The following is an 18,790-nucleotide window of genomic DNA, read 5'->3' as shown; positions in this document are numbered from 1 at the left end:
GCTGGATGACGCGTACGCGTATGGGTTGCTGCGCGCGGGCGTTACCCCGGAGGGGTAGCCCGCCGTTGCGCCTGCGGCGCGTTGCCCGCCCGACGGCGGGATCGTTGTCCGCTGCGCGGGGCTTTTCGGCCGCGGTGCCGGGCCTCCGGGGCAGGGGGTGTGTCCGGACTGCTTCGCTTTACGTCCGGACACACCCCCTGCCCCTCCGACCCGTCCCCTCCCGTGGGTGGTCATGAATCCGGTGGGTGGGGGCGGACGCGGGTGGTCGACTGCGCGCGGTCGAGGGTCTACGTTCACCCCCACCGGCCGTTTTCACCCACCACAACGGGAGGGGACGGGCCGGAGGGGCCGGTGTGCAGGGCTTTGCTTCCGAAGGCTCGAATAAGAGCAAAGGCGGAGCGCAGCGGAGCGTAAAGCGCAGCAGTCCTGCACACCGGCCCCGGAGGACCGTCACCGCACCCGAAAGCCCCGCGCAGCGGACCCGATGCGCCGAAGGCGCAACAAAGCGAACCCGCGCGGCGGGAAGGCCGACAACGTGGGAGGGCCAACAGATGTGGTCACGGCGGGAGTTCCTCGCGGCGACCGCCGCCATCGGCGCGGGGCAGGCCGCCACGGCGTCGGCCGTAGCCGGGGAGCCCCCGGACCCTTTCCGGGCCCTACGGGCCCGCTGGTGCGGGCTGACCCTCGGCGCCGGGTTCGACCCGGCCGCCGCCCCGTACGCCGCCGTCCTCCGCGAGACGGGCGAACTCGCCGGCCGCCACGCGGCCGGTATGCGCCCGGAGCCCCACTCGCTGTGGGCGGACTGTCCGTACGATCCGCCCGCCGGCATCACCCGCAGCTACGGCCGCCTCGCCACCATGGCGCTGGCCTGGGCCCAGCCCGGCACCGGCCGTACCGGTGACCGGGACCTCGCCGCCGCCGTCACCGCCGGTTTGGACCATCTCGACCGCACCGTCTACCACCCCGCCACCACGCCTTACGGCAACTGGTGGGAATGGCAGATCGGCAGTCCCAGGCTCCTCCTCGACACCCTCGCGGTCCTCGACGAGTACCTCCCCGGCGGCACCGGTGACGACCTCCGCGCCCGCTGTCTGGCCGCCGTCGACCACTTCGTCCCGGAGAGCGCCCTCGGCGCCTACACCGGCACCAGTACCGGCGCCAACCGCGTCGACCTCTGCCGGGTCGTCGCCGTCCGCGGCGTCCTCGGGCGCGCGCCCGCCAAGCTCGCGCTCGCCCGCGACGCCCTCTCCCCGGTCTTCCCCTACGTCACCCACGGCGACGGCCTCTACGCCGACGGCTCGTTCGTCCAGCACAGCTGGGTCGCCTACTCCGGCACCTACGGCGCGGTCCTCCTCGACGGCCTGGGCCGCCTGTTCACCCTGCTGCGCGGCTCCGCCTGGGAGGTCACCGACCCCGGCCGGCAGATCGTCCTCGACAGCGTCGAGCACGCCTACGCCCCGCTGCTCCACGACGGCCTGATGATGGACAGCGTCAACGGCCGTGCCGTCAGCCGTGGTTACCTGCGTGCCGACGAACGCCGGCTGCTGCACAGCGACCACCGCCACGGCCACGCCGTCATCGCCGCCATCGCGCTGCTCGCCGAGGGTGCGAGCACCGCGGAACGGGACCGCTGGCACGCCATGATCAAGGGGTGGATCGTCCGTGACCGCACCCTGCCGGTCCTCACCGACCGCCAGTACACCGTCGCCGACCTCGCCCGACTCGCCGCCATCGACGCCGGCCCCGCACCCGCCGCCCCCGAACCCGTCGGCCACCGGCTCTTCCCCGCCATGGACCGCGCCGTGCACCGCCGCCCGGGCTGGACCGCCGGGCTCGCCATGGCCTCGAACCGCATCACCCACTACGAGAACGGCAACGGCGAGAACCGCCACGGCTGGCACACCGGCTCCGGAATGCTCTACTGGTGGCCCGCGGGCCGGGCCGGCGACCAGTACACCGACGCCTTCTGGCCCACCGTCGACCCCTACCGGCTGCCCGGCACCACCGTCTCCACCAAGCGCCTCGCCGACAACGAGGGCGGCGGCTGGGGCGAGCCCAAACCCGACGTCCGCTGGGTCGGCGGCACCACCGACGGCAGCTACGCCGCCCTCGGCCAGCACCTGCGCGGCCTGGCCTCCACCCTCACCGCCCGGAAGTCCTGGTTCGCCCTCGACGACTGCGTGGTCTGCCTCGGCGCCGGCATCACCTCCCGCGACGGCGTCCCCGCCGAGACCGTCGTCGACAACCGCAACCTGGGGGAGCGGGGCACCGCCGCCCTCACCGTCGACGGCACCCGCCGGCCCGCCGCCCCCGGCCGCACCACCGTCTTCCGGCGCGCCCGCTGGGCCCACCTCGACGGCCACGGCGGCTGGGTCTTTCCCGGACCCCCCGGCGGAGCCGCCCTGCACGTCCTGCGCGAGGACCGCACCGGCCGCTGGTCCGACATCAACACCACGTCCACCTGCGACCCGTACACCCGCCGCTACCTCACCCTCTGGCACGACCACGGCACCGACCCCACCGATGCCGGCTACGCCTACCTGCTGATGCCCGGCGCCACGCGCGGCACCGTCGCCGCCCGGGCCGCCGACCGGCACTGGCTCACCGTCCTCGCCAACGACGCCGGCCGCCAGGCGATCGCCGTGGACCCGCTCGGCGTAACCGCCGCCAACTTCTGGCGGGCCGGCGCCGCGGGCCCGCTCGCCGTGGACGGCCCCGCCAGTGTGCTGGTCCGCGAACGGCGCGCCCCCGGCCGCCGGGGCCGTACCGCGACGGTGTGCGCCGCGGCCCCCACCCGTACCGGCGAGGCCCTGGAGATCACCTGGTCCCGGCCGGTCCGCGCGGTCCTGGGCCACGACCCGGCGGTCGAGGTGCTGACCGCCGGCGCCGGGCTCCGGCTGCGGCTGGCCCCCGGCACGGCCTGTGCCACCCACCGCTGCACCGTGCTGCTGCGCTGATCACCGGCACCTCGGCCGGCCTCCGACCGGCACAACGTCACCCGGCCGGGGTTTGTCGGCACCGTACAGACGCTGGACACCGTGTCCACCCCGTCAGCGCCCGGCAGTCGGGCCTCGGGCAGCGTGGTTCTGTACCGCCTGCCCACGAAATCGCGCCCGACGTTGTACGAAACCGACATCGGTGTGTGGGCCCTCGCCCACGTACCGTCGATACATGACCACTGTCGAAGATGTGCCCGCCGGTGCCACCGACGCCCGCGGGCGCGTCGCCGAACTGCACGCGATCCGTGAGCAGGTGCGGCGAGGCCCCAGCGAGCGAGCCACCGAAGCGCAGCGTGCCAAGGGCAAGCTGACGGCGCGCGAGCGGATCGACCTGCTGCTGGACGAGGGTTCCTTCAACGAGGTCGAGCCGCTGCGCCGGCACCGGGCCACCGGTTTCGGGCTGGAGGCCAAGAAGCCGTACACGGACGGCGTGATCACGGGCTGGGGCACGGTCCACGGCCGGACCGTCTTCGTCTACGCACACGACTTCCGGATCTTCGGCGGCGCGCTGGGCGAGGCGCACGCCACCAAGATCCACAAGATCATGGACATGGCCATCCAGGCCGGTGCCCCGCTGGTCTCCCTCAACGACGGCGCCGGCGCCCGCATCCAGGAGGGCGTCTCCGCGCTCGCCGGCTACGGCGGCATCTTCCAGCGCAACACCAAGGCGTCCGGCGTCATCCCGCAGATAAGCGTGATGCTCGGCCCGTGCGCCGGCGGCGCCGCGTACTCGCCGGCCCTGACGGACTTCGTCTTCATGGTCCGCGACACCTCGCAGATGTTCATCACCGGGCCGGACGTGGTACGTGCGGTGACCGGTGAGGAGATCACCCAGAACGGCCTGGGCGGGGCCGACGTGCACGCCGAGACCTCCGGGGTGTGCCACTTCGCCTACGACGACGAGGTGACCTGCCTGGAGGAGGTCCGCTACCTGCTCTCCCTCCTCCCGGCCAACAACCGGGAGAACCCGCCGGTGGTGGCCTGCGAGGACCCCGCCGACCGCTCCGGCGACGCGCTGCTGGACCTGGTCCCGGCCGACGGCAACCGCCCCTACGACATGCGCAAGGTCATCGAGGAGATCGTCGACGACGGCGAGTACCTCGAAGTCCACGAGCGCTGGGCCACCAACATCATCTGCGCGCTGTCCCGCTTCGACGGCCGGGTGGTGGGCATCATCGCCAACCAGCCGCAGTCGCTGGCCGGCGTCCTGGACATCGAGGCGTCCGAGAAGGCCGCCCGCTTCGTCCAGATGTGCGACGCCTTCAACATCCCGCTCGTCACGCTGCTGGACGTTCCCGGCTTCCTGCCCGGCGTCGACCAGGAGCACGGCGGCATCATCCGGCACGGCGCCAAGCTGCTCTACGCGTACTGCAACGCCACCGTCCCGCGGATCTCCATCGTGCTGCGCAAGGCGTACGGCGGCGCCTACATCGTCATGGACTCGCAGTCCATCGGCGCCGACCTGACCTACGCCTGGCCCACCAACGAGATCGCGGTGATGGGCGCGGAGGGCGCCGCCAACGTCATCTTCCGCAAGCAGATCGCCGAGGCCGACGACTCCGAGGCCATGCGCACCCGCATGGTCAAGGAGTACAAGTCCGAGCTGATGCACCCGTACTACGCGGCCGAGCGCGGCCTGGTCGACGACGTCATCGACCCCGCCGAGACCCGCCACACCCTCATCCGCGCCCTGGAGATGCTGCGCACCAAGCACGCGGACCTGCCGGCCCGCAAGCACGGCAACCCGCCGCAGTAATCCACCGCCACCCCTTACATCGGACCCATTCGGAGAATCGAGACCGCAGTGAATACTGCCCCCAGCAGTGCCGTCACCGACGCTCCCATCCGCGTCGAGAAGGGCCAGGCCAGCGAGGAGGAGCTGGCCGCGCTGACCGCCGTCCTCCTGGCCCGCGCCGCGCACCGCCCGTCGGCCGTCCCCGGCCCGCGTGCCTCGGCCGCCCGCTGGCGCCGCCTGGAGCGTCAGCAGGGCTTCCACGGCGCCACCAGCTGGCAGCGCTGACACCCGCACGACGGTAGGGCCCGTGGGGAGCGTTTCGGCGCTCCCCACGGGCCCTTCGCGCAGCCCATGACGGCCAAGCCGAAGGCCCCCGCACCTGGCAGGTGTGCGGGGGCCTTTCGTCGTACGGCTGGGCGCGCCGGAGAGCCGCGCCGGCCGGCGCTACCGGAGGCGGGCCATCAGCGCGTGCTCCACGAGCGTGATGAGCGCGCTCTTGGCCTCGCTGCGGTGCCGGGCGTCGGTGGTGATGATCGGGGCGTCCGGACCGATCTGGAGGGCCTCACGGACCTCGTCCGGGGTGTAGGGCTGGTGCCCGTCGAAGCCGTTGAGGGCGATGACGAAGGGCAGGCCGCTGTTCTCGAAGTAGTCCACGGCCGGGAAGCAGTCGGCCAGGCGGCGGGTGTCCACGAGCACCACCGCGCCGATGGCGCCGCGCACCAGGTCGTCCCACATGAACCAGAAGCGGTCCTGGCCCGGCGTACCGAAGAGGTACAGGATCAGGTCCTGGTCCAGGGTGATCCGGCCGAAGTCCATGGCCACGGTCGTGGTGGTCTTGTCCGGCGCGTGCGTGAGGTCGTCGATCCCCGCCGACGCGGAGGTCATCACGGCTTCGGTACGCAGCGGATTGATCTCTGAGACGGCCCCGACGAACGTGGTCTTGCCCACGCCGAAGCCGCCCGCCACCACGATCTTCGCCGAGGTGGTGGAGCGGGCTGCACCGCTAGAGCTTGCGAAGTCCACTGAGCACCCTTTCGAGCAGTGTCACATCTGGCTGTCCACCGGCGGTCTCGTCCCCGCCGGGCTGATGGATGGCGACGAGTCCGGCCTCTGCCAGGTCGGCGACGAGGATCCGGGCGACGCCGAGGGGGATGGAGAGGAGGGCCGAGATCTCGGCCACTGATTTGATCTCGCGGCAGAGGTGGCAGATGCGCTGGTGCTCCGGCAGCTGGCCCTGCAGCTTCGCGGGATCGGCGGTCGTGCTGACCAGCGCCTCGATGGCGAGCTGGTAGCGCGGCCGGGTCCGGCCTCCGGTCATCGCGTACGGCCGCACGAGCGGGTTGTGCGCACCCCCCGTGGGGGCGGTGGGCTCGGGCGCCGGCCGCGGCGGCTGCACCGGCTGGATGCGCGGTGCCTGCGGCTGGTCGTACGGCGACGGCTCGGACGGCCCGTAGGGCGGACCGTACGGGCCCTGCTGCTGAGCGGGGCGCTGCGGCTGCTGCGGCGGCTGGGGCCGCTGCGGCCTGCGGCTGGGCGCAGACGGGAAGTTGAAGCGGTTGTGATGGGTATCGCCCTGGGGGCCGGACTGCTGTCCGGATCCATACGGGTAGCCGCTCGGGGGCGTTGCCACGTCTCCTCCTCCAACTTGCCTGTCTGACGCCGGTCGCGCCACCGAACCCTATGGCGCGGTGGCGGGAAACGCACTGCCTGTCTGCTAGTTGAGAAGGCTGCCCTGCAGTTCCGCACGCAGATCGGGCGTCAGGACGGTGCCCGCGCGATCGACCAGCAGGGCCATCTCGTAGCCGACGAGGCCGATGTCGCACTCCGGGTGCGCCAGTACGGCCAGCGACGACCCGTCGGAGACCGACATGATGAAGAGGAAGCCGCGCTCCATCTCCACCACCGTCTGGTTGACGCTGCCGCCCTCGAAGATGCGGGACGCGCCGGAGGTCAGCGACGTCAGGCCGGAGGCCACCGCCGCCAGCTGATCGGCTCTGTCCCGGGGGAAGCCCTCGGACATCGCGAGAAGGAGACCGTCCGCGGAGACCACGACCGTGTGGGACACCCCGGGGGTGTTCTCCACGAAGTTGGTGATCAACCAGTTCAGATTCTGCGCCGCCTGGCTCATCGGGCTCACACTAACGCTCCTGATCGTAGGTGCTGCCGGGGCCGAAGCCCTGTTGGTCATTCTGGGGGACCCCCGAGGAGGGGTCCGTGCCGGTGCCGGCGCTGCGCCCCTGCTGGACACCGCGGCGCAGATTGCTCAGCCTTCCGCGGACGTCCTCCGGAGCGCGGGAGACCTGGGGGCCGCCCTGCGCACTCTGCTCCGCGGTGCCCTCGACCAGGTTGGCCTTGGGCACCCGCCGGGGGAGGCCGGAAGCGGTGACCCCGCCGGCCGACGGCTGGCGCAGTCGGCCCGCCCGCTGCCAGCGATCGTCGTTCTCGCTGCGCCAGGCGGAGCCGTCGTCCTGGCCGGGCTCCGCTGCGGGCTCCTGCTGACCGTGCGGCGAGCCGGCTCCGCGGCGCGGAAGGCCAGCGTCGGTCAGCGAGTGGATCACGCTCGCGGTCGGGCCGGGACGCTCGAATGTTACGCGCTCGGACGCATCAGCGGGAGCGGGAGGCGGATTCCGGTCAGATTCCGCTTCGGTTCCGAAGTGCCCCTCGTGCGCAGGTGGTTCGGCCCAGCCGCCGGGCGCGCCGGTGTCCTGCGGGGCGTAGAACTGCCCGGTGGTCTCCGCGGGCGCGGGCGTACCGAACGCGTCGACACCGGAGGAGCGATCGTCGTAGAGCGGCGCGCCGGGCTCCGCATACGGCGCAACGGGCTCCGCATAGGGCGCGTGGTTGCCCTCGTACGCCGCGCCGTGGTCCTCGTACACCGCGCGGTGGTCCTCGTACACCGCGCGGTGGTCGTGGCCGCCGGCGGACGGCTCGTCGCGGAACAGCGGCCGCTCGTCCACCGGTCCCGGCGCGGGCTGGCCGACGGCCGTCTGGGCCTCCAGGGCCGCCCGGCGCTCCTCGCGCAGCAGGGAGCGGCCCACCGGGTCCAGCCCGGCGGCGGGACCGCCGTGCGCGTCGAAGCCGTCGTCGAAGCCCAGCTCGGCCGCGGTGCGCTGGCCCGCCTCGTACGCCCCCTGCTGCTGGTGCTCGGGGACGATCCGGGAGACCGTGAAGGTGTCGTCGAACTGCTCGTCGCCGCCACCGCCGTGGGTGATCGCCTCCGGCAGCATGACCAGCGACGTGGTGCCGGCCTGCTCGCCCGAGGGGCGCAGCTGGACGCGGATGCCGTGCCGGTCGGCCAGCCGGCCGACCACGAACAGGCCCATCCGCTGGGAGATCGCGGCGTCCACGCTCGGCGGGTTGGCCAGTTTGTGGTTGATGTCCGAGAAGTCCTCGGGGGTCAGCCCGATGCCCTTGTCGTGGATCTCGATCATGATCCGGCCGTCCGGCAGCCGGGTCGCGGCCACCTTCACCTTGGTCTGCGGCGAGGAGAACGTGGTGGCGTTCTCCAGCAGCTCGGACAGCAGGTGGATCAGGTCGGTGACCGCGGTGCCGTGGATGTCGCTCTCCGGGACGCCGCTGAGCTCTATTCGCTCGTACGACTCGACCTCGGAGGTGGCCGCCCGCAGCACGTCGATCAGCGGGACCGGCTGGTTCCACCGGCGGCCCGGCTCCTCGCCGGCGAGGATCAGGAGGTTCTCGCCGTTGCGGCGCATGCGCGTGGCGAGGTGGTCGAGCCGGAAGAGGTTCTCCAGCTGGTCCGGGTCGGCCTCGTTGTTCTCCAGGTGGGTGATCAGCTCCAACTGGCGCTCGATCAGGCCCTGGTTGCGGCTGGAGAGGTTGGTGAAGATCGCGTTGACGTTGCCGCGCAGCAGCGCCTGCTCGGCGGCGAGCCGGACCGCCTCCCGGTGCACCTGGTCGAAGGCGCGGGCGACCTCGCCGATCTCGTCGGTGGTGGCGATCGGGATCGGCGCCACGCGGGTGTCGACCCGGCCCGGGTCGGTGCGGGAGAGCTGGTCGACCAGCATCGGCAGCCGCTGCTCGGCGACGCCGAAGGCCGCGTTGCGCAGGGCCCGCATGTTGCGGCTCATCCGGCGGGCCATCAGCCCGGCCACGACGAACGCGACGATCAGCGCGGCCAGCACGATGCCGGAGTCCTGGAAGGTGGACCACTTGGCGTCCGAGGAGATCTGCCCGGCCTCGTTCACGGCCTTGTCGGCCAGGTCCTTCTCGATGCCCCGGTACATGTCGAACTTGCCGGTGGACGCCTGGAAGTACGCCTCCGGGGTGACGCCCTTGGCGGCCAGCTGGTCCGGCGCCGCGCCGGAGGCGATCAGGGTGGTCATCTGGTCCAGCGACGGCGGTGTGCGGAAGGTCCGGCCGGCCGCCTCCGCCTGCGACTTCGCGCGGGCGGTCTGTTGCTGCGCCGCCTGCTGGAGCCTGGCCGCATCGTCCTTCAGCCGCGTCACGTCGTCGGGCGTGCCGCCGGAGGTGTACTCGCCGATGGCGATGCCCTCCAGGTAGCGGTACGACGCGAACGCGGTCAGCTGTTGCTTGTGCTCCTTGCCGCCCTGCGGGGACGCCGGGTCGACGAGCAGGTGGGTGCCGATCGAGCGGGTCAGCGACTCGGCGGCCTTCGCCAGTGCGACGGCGTAGACGGTGCGCCCGTAGGAGGTGATGTTGCCGGTGCCGAGGCCGAGTTCGTTGGCGAACTCCATCAGCGGGTGCTGGATCTCGACATAACCCTCTTCGGTCTGCACGGCGTGCAGCTTGGCGGTGAAGGCGGCCTGGCGCAGCGGTGCCAGCTTGGGCTCGGTCTTCTGGAACAGCGCGAGCCGGCGCTTCAGGCCCGGCTTGTCCGGCATGCTCTTGGCCGCCTCGTGGAACGCCTGGGCGGCCTGGTCGGTGGTGTCCCGGGCCTCCTGGACGACCGGGTCGTCCGTGCGGCCCTTCAGCAGCGGGGCGGCGGTGCGGTCCCGCTCGTCGATGAGGGCGTTGCTGTAGGAAAGCGCGGCGCGCACGAGCTTCGCGGTGTTCTCCGCGTCCTGGGCGTCCTGCCAGGTGCCGAAGGAGTTGTTGACGCGCAGTCCGCCGAAGACCAGGCCCACCAGGACGGGGATCAGCAGAATGGCGTTCAGGCGGGTGGCCACCCGCCAGTTGCGCGGAGAGTACTTGCCGCCGCTGACGGGAGGCTTCGCGACCGGGTTATCGGGCGCGTCGGAAGCCGGTGCGCCGCCCTCACGGGGGGGCGGCGTGAAGTTGCCCCGCCGCGGTTCCTGCGGCTCGGGGCTCGTCGTGCCTCGCCTCACTCGACCAACAACCTCTCGGCGACGGCACGGGTATGCAGTGCCGTTTCTTCTGGGCGTTACTACTCCGGAGTTCAGCGAATTTCAGCACGTCAGGGCGGTGCGTTCCAAACACTGGGAACGGCCGGAGAGGCCCTTGAAAAGCGCCAGATAAAAGGGGCGTTAAGGGCGAGGCGCGGCAAAAGGCGGGAGAAATGTGAGCGCAGCGAAGCCGGACATGCGCGTGCGGTGTCGAAAGCGAGCCGATTCACTGTCGAAACGTTATGAAGCCCTTTACGGGCGTGTCGAAGGACACAGATCACCGGGCCCGGCGGCCGGAACCGCGTCCGGGCAGGGGTGAGGGACCCCCGGGAACAACTGCCGTACGGCCCACACCCGATGGCGGGGCGGGCCGTCCGGCCGGCACTACCGGAGGCGGGCCATCAGCGCGTGCTCGACGAGCGTGATGAGCGTGCTCTTGGCCTCCGCGCGGTGCCGCGCGTCGGTGGTGACGATGGGCGTCCCCGGCCCGATCTGGAGGGCCTCGCGGACCTCGTCCGGGGTGTGGGGCTGGTGTCCTTCAAAGCCGTTGAGGGCGATGACGAAGGGCAGGCCGCTGTTCTCGAAGTAGTCCACGGCCGGGAAGCAGTCGGCCAGGCGGCGGGTGTCGACCAGGACCACCGCGCCGATGGCGCCGCGCACCAGGTCGTCCCACATGAACCAGAAGCGGTCCTGGCCCGGCGTACCGAAGAGGTAGAGGATCAGGTCCTCGTCCAGGGTGATCCGGCCGAAGTCCATCGCCACGGTGGTGGTCGTCTTGTCCTGGACGTGGCTGAGATCGTCGATGCCCGCCGACGCGGAGGTCATCACGGCCTCCGTGCGCAGCGGGTTGATCTCCGAGACGGCCCCGACGAACGTGGTCTTGCCCACGCCGAAGCCGCCCGCCACCACGATCTTCGCCGAGGTCGTGGCGCGGGCCGGGCTCTGGCCGGGGTCAGAGCTTGCGAAGTCCACTGAGCACCCTCTCCAGCAGCGTCACGTCCGGCGTGCCGCCCGCCTCGCCGCTGCCGCCCGGCTGGTGGATCGCCACCATCCCGGCCTCCGCCAGGTCCGCCACGAGAATCCGGGCCACGCCGAGCGGGATGTGCAGCAGCGCGGAGACCTCCGCCACCGACTTCACCTCGCGGCACAGGTGGCAGATCCGCTGGTGCTCGGGCAGCAGCCCGGGCAGCTGGGAGGGGTCGGCCGTGGTGCTGACCAGCGCCTCTATGGCGAGCTGGTAGCGCGGCCGGGTCCGGCCTCCGGTCATGGCGTAGGGGCGCACCAGCGGCTGGTCACCTTCGCTCCCGTACGGCGCGGGGCTGTAGGCGCCGTACGGGCCGGAAGTGGCGGGTGGCGGGGTCATGGGTCCTCCGGACGGGACAACTGACGTGTCGTCGGGTTGGGCCGGTGGGGGGTACGGCGTGGATGGATGAGGGGTTACCGGCGCGGCGGCGCTGCGGACGCCGCCGGCACTCAGTTCAGCAGACTGCCCTGGAGTTCCGCACGCAGATCGGGCGTAAGGACGGTGCCCGCACGGTCGACCAGCAGGGCCATCTCGTAGCCGACGAGGCCGATGTCGCACTCCGGGTGCGCCAGTACGGCCAGCGACGACCCGTCGGAGACCGACATGATGAAGAGGAAGCCGCGCTCCATCTCCACCACCGTCTGGTTGACGCTCCCGCCCTCGAAGATGCGGGACGCGCCGGAGGTCAGCGACGTCAGACCGGAGGCCACCGCCGCCAACTGGTCGGCACGGTCCCGGGGGAAGCCCTCGGACATGGCGAGGAGCAGACCGTCCGCGGAGACCACGACCGTGTGGGACACCCCGGGGGTGTTGTCCACGAAGTTGGTGATCAACCAGTTCAGGTTCTGCGCCGCCTGGCTCATCGGACTCAACTAACGCTCCTGCTGGTGAGTGGGATCGACAATGCCGTGGTTGCCGGTGGACGACGTCCCGGCCTGCCGGCCCTGCTGGATGCCCCGGCGGAGATTGGTCAGCCGGCCGCGCACGTCGCTGGGCGCGCGGGAGACCTGCGGACCGTTCTGCGGGGCCTGCTGCTGCGCCGTGCCGGCGACGAGGTTGGCGCGCGGCACCCGGCGGGGCAGCCCGGACGTGGTGACCCCGCCCGAGGCCGGCTGGCGGATCTGCTCCGCCTGCCGCCACGCCTCGTCGTTCGGCGAGGTGCGCCACTGCGCGGAGGCGTCGGCCGGGGCACCTGTGCGGGCCCCGGCGGCCGGTATGCCGCCGGCGGGCGTCTCGCCCCGGCCGGCACCGGCCTGGGGCGCGCGCTCCTGGGTGGCGCGCTCCTGGGGCGCGCGGTTCTGCCCCGTGCGGTCCTGGCCGTCCTGGCCCTCCTGACCGGCGCCGCGCCGCGGCAGCGGCGGCACACCGGCGGCCGCCGAGGCCGGGGTGTTGAACCAGTTGGACTCGATGGTGTCGAAGATCGGCGTGCGGTCGTCGACGGGTCCGGCGTCCGAGGTGTCCAGCGGGTCGCCGAGCGGGTCCCGGCCCGCCGGGGCCCGGCCGGCACCCGGCCGGCGGTCCTGCCGGCCCGGCTCCGTCCGCTCGTCCTCGGGCCGCGGGAACTGCCCGGTGGTCTCGAACTGCCCCGTCTCGAAGCGCCCGTTGGTCTCGAACTGCCCGGTGGTCTCCGACGGCGCGGCGTCGAACTGCCCGGCGTCGGGCCGGGAGAACGGTCCGCTGTCGGGCTGCGGGAACTGCCCGGTGTCGAACTGCCTGCCGTCGGCGTCCGGCCGCGGGAACCGTCCCGTGTCGGCGTCGGGCCGCGGGAACTGCCCCGTCTCGCCGGGCCCTTCGGCCGCCCGGGCCGGCTCGCGGCCGGCAGCCGGGGCGTCGTCCGTGCCGGGCCGCTGCCCGCCGAAGAAGTCGGGCCGCGGGAACGCCGCGGTGTCGCCGGGGCCGGCGGCCGGTGCGGGCCGCTCGAAGGCGCCGGTGGTCTCCGGCTCCTCGTGGCCCCGTGGCCGGTCCTGCGCCTCGCGGGGCGCCAGCGGCCAGTCGTCGTCGCCGCCGCGGTCCCGGCGCACGCCCAGCGGCGCCTCGCCCGGCTGCCCGGTGTCCGCGGCGCCGCGGCCGGCCCCGCCGCCCGGCAGCTCGGCCGGCCCGTCGGCGCGCGTCGGCAGCTGCGGCCGCTCCTCGCGGCCGGGCAGGCCGGCGGGCGGCGCCACGGTCGGGGTGCGGCCGTCGTCGGCACCGCGGTCCGCGTCCGCGCCGCGCACCGGCAGCGCGGGCCGCCCGTCGGCACCGCGGCCCGGTGCGGACGGTGCGGTACGGCCGCCGGGGGCCGGCGCGCCGAAGGCGTTCGGAGCGCCGCCGGGGGCACCGCCGCGGCCGGGCAGCGCGGGCCGCCCGGCGGAGCCGGAGCCGACCTGGCCGCGCGGCTGGAGCCCGGCCAGCCGGCTGGTGGCCGTGCCGCCCTCGGGCTTGCCGCCGCCCTTGGCGGTGCTCGGCGCCGGCTTCTTGCCGCCCTGGGCGACGTCGACCGGCAGCATGACGAGCGCGGTGGTGCCGCCGGAGTCGGACGGCCGCAGCTGGATGCGGATGCCGTGCCGCAGGGACAGCCGGCCGACCACGAACAGACCCATCCGCCGGGAGACCGAGACGTCCACGGTCGGCGGGCTGGCCAGCCGCTCGTTGATCGCCGACAGGTCCTCGGGGGAGAGGCCGATGCCGGTGTCGTGGATCTCGACCAGGACGCGGCCGTCGGGCAGCGCGTGGCCGGTCACCTTGACCTTGGTCTGCGGCGAGGAGAACGACGTGGCGTTCTCCAGCAGCTCGGCCAGCAGGTGCACCAGGTCGTTGACGACCCGGCCGGCGACCTCGGTCTGCGGAACGGCGCTCAGCTCGATCCGCTCGTACTGCTCCACCTCGGACGCGGCGGCGCGGAGCACGTCGACCAGCGGGACCGGGCGGGTCCAGCGGCGGCCGGGCTCCTCACCGGCGAGGACGAGGAGGTTCTCGCCGTTACGGCGCATACGGGTGGCGAGGTGGTCCAGCTTGAAGAGCGAGGAGAGCTGGTCCGGGTCGGCCTCACGGGACTCCAGTTCGGAGATCAGCGAGAGCTGACGCTGGATCAGACCCTGCGAGCGGCGCGAGAGGTTGGTGAACATCGCGTTGACGTTGCCCCGCAGCAGCGCCTGCTCGGAGGCGAGCCGGACCGCCTCGCGGTGCACCTCGTCGAACGCCGCGGCCACCCGGCCGATCTCGTCCCGGCTGTGCACACCGACCGACTCGACGGAGGTGTCCACGTCCTGCGGGTCGGACTCGGACAGCTGCTTGACCAGCTCGGGCAGCCGGTCCTGGGAGACCCGCTGCGCGGTGTCCTGCAGCCGGCGCAGCGAACGGACCATGGAGCGGGAGACGACGAACGCGCCGACCAGGGAGATGCCGAGGACCAGCAGGATCACCGCACCGTTGAGGATCGCGTCCTGGGTCGCGGCGTTGCGCAGCTCGCGGGACTTCTGCTCCATCTCGGAGAGCAGCGAGGTCTCGACCCGCGACATCTCGTCGATCTTGACGGTGTCGGAGTCGTACCAGTCCAGGTACTTGTACTCCTGGCTGCGGATGCCGTTCGGGCTGGCGAAGGCGCGGTGCGCGAAGGCGTAGGCGGCCTTGATCTCGTCGTTGTTGCCGTCCAGACCGCGGGTGAGCGAGCCGGCGTTGCCGTTGTAGATCTGCGAGAAGCGGTCCCGGGCCGCCTTCTCGTCGTCCTCGGCGGTGCGCCCGGCCTGCCGGTCGTTGGCCGAGAGCTCCGGGCCGCCCGGGTGCGCCAGGCCGGCGCTGACCAGGGCGCGCTGCATCGACGCGTACTCCTTGGCCGACGAGAACGCGGCCAGCGCACGGGTGCTGCGGATCATCTCGGGGTTGCTGGTGGCCTGCGCCATGTCCTGCGAGAGGTCCAGCAGGGAGGTGATCAGCTGGTTGTAGGCGGTGACGGTCCGCGTGACGTTCTCGTCGTCCTTGTAGGCGTTGGCGCGGATCTCGTTGAGGGTGTTGAGCTGGCGGCCGATCTCCAGGACGGTGGCGCGCACGCCGGCCATGGTGGCGTCGTCCGGCTTGATGTCGCCGGTGGCCTGGTTGAAGGAGACCTTGGCGCGGTCGGTGGCCTCGCGCGGGGCGACCACGCCCTGGTCGTCCTTGACGTTGCCGCTGCCGGCCAGCGGACCGGCCGACTTGTCCCGCTCGACCTGGAGGGCGTCGGCCAGCTCGGTGGCCTGCCGGGTCATCTCGGTGAGCAGCTGCATCTTGTCGAGCTGGTCGATGTTCTCCAGCTCGGTGTTGACGCGCAGCGCGCCCAGGGTCGTCGCGGCGACGACGGGCAGCGCGAGCAGGGAGACCAGGCGGGTGCTGATGCGCCAGTTGCGCAGCGCTATTCGACTGCCGGGCCCGCTGGGGCTTTTCTTGGGCTTGCCGCCGTCCGCGGCGTCCTCACCCGGAGTCCGGTCGCGGTCTGTGCCGCCGCGCAGCTCCGGGTCCGCCGCAGCGTTGCCATCCCTCTTGAAACGTCCCTGCACTAGCGTCGCAACCTCTGGACCAGGCGTCCCACCGCGTCAACGGCGGGACGGTGTCGAGTCGAAGGGAACCGCGAAGTCCCCCATGGCGGTCGTGAGTGACCGGCGGGCTGCCCTCTCTGGCCGAGAGAGCGGCACCACCGCGCGGCGCTCCTTCGCGCCCCCTGCGCGCCGGCGAAATCGTGCGGCGGTCCGTGGAATTCCAGCACAGTGCCGGATCTCCAACAAGAGCGGAGCCGGCCGCTGTGACCGGGATGACGCAATGTGCGGAAAGCGTTACGACCGGTAGAAGACCGGCCCCCTGATTTCGGACTTTTACCCGCGAGTCGACCGCCCTCGCCCCCTGTCCCAGGTGCGGTGATCAGGAGCGGAACATGCGGTTCAATCCATCAATGTCCGTTTCGACCACGGATGTTGATCATGGGAAATGCGGCATATGTCACACCCCTCGTGAGGAAACTCACAAGAAGATCGCCGACTTTCCCGAGGATCCGCAGGGAATAGCCCGCTTAGCCTGACGCTTTACACAGTTGCGTAAAACGACAACCGCCGAAAACGCAACGTCCGGCAGCTCTTTCCCGACCAGACGCGAGGCATACCGCAGTGAAGACGACGATGATGTTCCGCAACATAGCCAACCCGCGGCGCACCACCCTGGCCCACCTGAAGGACGCCGACGAACTCGGCACCCCGGAGGTCCCGGAGCACACCGTCGAACTGCCCCGCAGCACCGCCAATCCCCGCCGCACCGTCCTCATGGACCTCCCGAAGCAGGACGTCACCGCCTAAATGGGCGGCGATGCCCCGATGCCCCCGCGATAGCCTGGAGTGTCAACTCCGGCCAATGATCATGAGGGGCAGCGGCAACCCGTGCGCATCGCCAGATTCTCCATCGACGGCACCGTCGGCTTCGGCGTCCTCGAAGGAGACGAACTCGACGTCATCAAGGGGCATCCGTTCGCGGAATTCGAGCGCTCGGGCCGCAAGGTCCCCCTCGACAAGGTGCGGCTGCTGCCGCCCGTGCTCCCCAACAAGGTCGTCGGCATCGGCCGCAACTACGCCGAGCACGCCGCCGAGCTGGGCAACGACGTCCCCGAGACGCCGGTCACCTTCTTCAAGCCCTCCACCTCGGTGATCGGCCACGGCGACCCGCTCGCCTACCCCGCCTTCTCCGAGGAAGTGCACCACGAGGCGGAACTGGCCGTGGTCATCGGCCGGATGTGCCGCGAGGTGCCCCGCGAGCGGGTCAAGGACGTCATCCTCGGCTACACCTGCGCCAACGACGTCACCGCGCGCGACGTCCAGCGCCGCGAGAAGCAGTGGGCCCGCGCCAAGGGCTTCGACGGCTCCTGCCCCCTGGGCCCCTGGATCGAGACCGACCTGGACCCGAGCGACCTCACCATCCAGTGCACGGTCAACGGCGAACAGCGCCAGCTCGGCCGCACCAGCGAGATGGTCCGCCCGATCGAGGACCTGATCGTCCACATCACCGAGGCGATGACGCTGCTCCCCGGCGACGTCGTCCTCACGGGCACCCCGGCCGGGGTCGGCCCGCTCCACGACGGCGACACCGTCTCCGTCACCATCGAAGGCATCGGCACTCTCACCAACAAGGTGATCAAGCGTGGCTAACGCGACCCCCGGAACCCCCGTCCGCGTACGTTTCTGTCCCTCCCCGACCGGCAACCCGCACGTCGGCCTGGTCCGTACCGCCCTGTTCAACTGGGCCTACGCCCGGCACACCGGCGGCAAGCTGGTCTTCCGCATCGAGGACACCGACGCGGCCCGCGACTCCGAGGAGTCCTACCAGCAGCTGCTGGACGCGTTCCACTGGCTCGGCTTCGACTGGGACGAGGGCCCCGAGGTCGGCGGCCCGCACGCCCCCTACCGCCAGTCCCAGCGGATGGACCGCTACAAGGACATCGCCGAGAAGCTGCTCGCCGCCGGCCACGCCTACGCCTGCTACTGCACCACCGAGGAGCTCGACACCCGCCGCGAGGCCGCCCGCAAGGCCGGCCGGCCCTCCGGCTACGACGGCGCCTGCCGCGAGCTGACCGCCGAGCAGAAGGCCGCCTACGAGGCCGAGGGCCGCTCCGCCATCATCCGCTTCCGGATGCCCGACGAGCCGATCACCTTCACCGACCTGGTCCGCGGCGAACTGACCTTCACCCCGGAGAACGTCCCGGACTACGGCATCGTCCGCGCCAACGGCGCCCCGCTCTACACCCTGGTCAACCCGGTCGACGACGCCCTGATGGGCATCACCCACGTCCTGCGCGGCGAGGACCTGCTCTCCTCCACCCCCCGCCAGATCGCCCTCTACCGCGCCCTGATCGAGCTGGGCGTGGCCACCGCGATCCCGCAGTTCGGCCACCTCCCCTACGTCATGGGCGAGGGCAACAAGAAGCTCTCCAAGCGCGACCCCCAGGCCAGCCTCAACCTCTACCGCGACCGCGGCTTCCTCCCCGAGGGCCTGCTGAACTACCTCTCCCTGCTGGGCTGGTCGTTCTCCGCCGACCAGGACATCTTCACCATCCCCGAGATGATCGAGAAGTTCGACATCGCGGACGTCAACGCCAACCCGGCCCGCTTCGACCTCAAGAAGGCCGAGGCGATCAACGCCGAGCACATCCGCCGCCTGGACCCCAAGGACTTCGCCGCGGCCTGTGAGCCCTGGCTGCGGGCCCCGTTCGCCAGCTGGGACGCCGAGGACTTCGACCAGGCCGCGTGGGAGGCCATCGCCCCGCACGCCCAGACCCGCCTCACGGTCCTCTCCGAGATCACCGCCAACGTCGACTTCCTCTTCCGTGAGCAGCCGGTCGACGACGAGGCGTCCTGGGCCAAGGCCATGAAGGGCGACCCGGTGGCCCTGCTCACCACCGCCCGCGCCAACCTCGACGCCGCCGACTGGACCGCCGGCCCCGAGCCCCTCAAGCAGGCCGTCCTCGCCGCCGGCGAGGAGCACGGCCTCAAGCTCGGCAAGGCCCAGGCCCCGGTCCGGGTCGCCGTCACCGGCCGCACGGTCGGCCTCCCCCTCTTCGAGTCCCTGGAGATCCTCGGCAAGGACCGCACCCTCCAGCGCATCGACGCGGCCCTGGCCCGGCTCACCGCCTGACCCGACCGCAACCCCACGGGACCCCGGGCCCGGAAGCCGTGACGGCTTCCGGGCCCGCGCCGTCCTCTGGGACATCGACGACACCCTC

Annotated in this window: 14 protein-coding genes; 6 read left to right on the top strand and 8 right to left on the bottom strand. The window is 72.0% G+C overall.

Annotation, left to right across the window (positions count from 1 at the left end; translation table 11 throughout):
* Positions 1-551: 551 nt before the first annotated feature.
* From B073_RS0134050 to B073_RS0134040, 3 genes are all read left to right on the top strand, one after another.
* Positions 552-2,957 carry a polysaccharide lyase 8 family protein gene (locus B073_RS0134050; RefSeq protein ID WP_018542545.1) on the top strand — a complete coding sequence of 802 codons (2,406 nt, stop codon included), beginning with the start codon at positions 552-554 and terminating at the stop codon, positions 2,955-2,957.
* 214 nt (positions 2,958-3,171) lie between these two features.
* The gene (locus B073_RS0134045; protein WP_018542544.1) at positions 3,172-4,755 is read left to right on the top strand and encodes an acyl-CoA carboxylase subunit beta; all 1,584 of its coding nucleotides are present in this window, start codon (positions 3,172-3,174) and stop codon (positions 4,753-4,755) included.
* Positions 4,756-4,803: 48 nt separating this feature from the next.
* Positions 4,804-5,019 carry an acyl-CoA carboxylase epsilon subunit gene (locus B073_RS0134040; protein WP_018542543.1) on the top strand — a complete coding sequence of 72 codons (216 nt, stop codon included), beginning with the start codon at positions 4,804-4,806 and terminating at the stop codon, positions 5,017-5,019.
* Positions 5,020-5,178: 159 nt separating this feature from the next.
* On the opposite strand, the gene B073_RS0134035 is transcribed toward B073_RS0134040, so the two are convergent.
* From B073_RS0134035 to B073_RS0134000, 8 genes are all read right to left on the bottom strand, one after another.
* Positions 5,179-5,757, bottom strand: coding sequence for a GTP-binding protein (locus B073_RS0134035; RefSeq protein WP_073447656.1), 579 nt, complete (start codon positions 5,755-5,757; stop codon positions 5,179-5,181).
* On the bottom strand, positions 5,738-6,364 hold the full coding sequence (locus B073_RS0134030) for a DUF742 domain-containing protein (RefSeq protein ID WP_018542542.1): 627 nt from the start codon (positions 6,362-6,364) through the stop codon (positions 5,738-5,740). The genes B073_RS0134035 and B073_RS0134030 overlap by 20 nt, the downstream gene beginning before the upstream one ends.
* A gap of 84 nt (positions 6,365-6,448) precedes the next feature.
* Positions 6,449-6,862 carry a roadblock/LC7 domain-containing protein gene (locus B073_RS0134025; protein WP_018542541.1) on the bottom strand — a complete coding sequence of 138 codons (414 nt, stop codon included), beginning with the start codon at positions 6,860-6,862 and terminating at the stop codon, positions 6,449-6,451.
* Between the two features lie 10 nt (positions 6,863-6,872).
* Complete coding sequence (locus B073_RS0134020) at positions 6,873-10,040, bottom strand: nitrate- and nitrite sensing domain-containing protein (RefSeq protein ID WP_078508310.1); 3,168 nt, start codon at positions 10,038-10,040, stop codon at positions 6,873-6,875.
* A gap of 402 nt (positions 10,041-10,442) precedes the next feature.
* Positions 10,443-11,030 (bottom strand): GTP-binding protein, encoded by a 588-nt coding sequence (locus tag B073_RS0134015; RefSeq protein ID WP_018542539.1) that lies wholly within the window; start codon positions 11,028-11,030, stop codon positions 10,443-10,445.
* The gene (locus tag B073_RS0134010; protein ID WP_018542538.1) at positions 11,011-11,421 is read right to left on the bottom strand and encodes a DUF742 domain-containing protein; all 411 of its coding nucleotides are present in this window, start codon (positions 11,419-11,421) and stop codon (positions 11,011-11,013) included. The genes B073_RS0134015 and B073_RS0134010 overlap by 20 nt, the downstream gene beginning before the upstream one ends.
* A gap of 110 nt (positions 11,422-11,531) precedes the next feature.
* Positions 11,532-11,945: a roadblock/LC7 domain-containing protein gene (locus B073_RS0134005; RefSeq protein ID WP_018087204.1), complete on the bottom strand. Its 414-nt coding sequence runs from the start codon at positions 11,943-11,945 to the stop codon at positions 11,532-11,534.
* A 9-nt stretch (positions 11,946-11,954) separates the two neighbouring features.
* Positions 11,955-15,590, bottom strand: coding sequence for a nitrate- and nitrite sensing domain-containing protein (locus tag B073_RS0134000; RefSeq protein WP_018542537.1), 3,636 nt, complete (start codon positions 15,588-15,590; stop codon positions 11,955-11,957).
* A gap of 600 nt (positions 15,591-16,190) precedes the next feature.
* Between B073_RS0134000 and B073_RS0133995 the strand changes: the two genes are divergently transcribed.
* From B073_RS0133995 to gltX, 3 genes are all read left to right on the top strand, one after another.
* Positions 16,191-16,376: a hypothetical protein gene (locus B073_RS0133995; protein ID WP_026247985.1), complete on the top strand. Its 186-nt coding sequence runs from the start codon at positions 16,191-16,193 to the stop codon at positions 16,374-16,376.
* An 81-nt stretch (positions 16,377-16,457) separates the two neighbouring features.
* Positions 16,458-17,219: a fumarylacetoacetate hydrolase family protein gene (locus tag B073_RS0133990; protein ID WP_018542535.1), complete on the top strand. Its 762-nt coding sequence runs from the start codon at positions 16,458-16,460 to the stop codon at positions 17,217-17,219.
* Positions 17,212-18,702, top strand: coding sequence for a glutamate--tRNA ligase (gene gltX / locus B073_RS0133985; protein WP_018542534.1), 1,491 nt, complete (start codon positions 17,212-17,214; stop codon positions 18,700-18,702). Before B073_RS0133990 ends, gltX begins: the two co-directional genes overlap by 8 nt.
* The last annotated feature ends 88 nt before the right edge of the window (positions 18,703-18,790 follow it).

Source organism: Streptomyces sp. MspMP-M5 (genome assembly GCF_000373585.1).
Taxonomy (GTDB): domain Bacteria; phylum Actinomycetota; class Actinomycetes; order Streptomycetales; family Streptomycetaceae; genus Streptomyces.
Note: the sequence above shows the minus strand (reverse complement) of the source record. Positions and strands in the feature narration are given on the sequence as shown.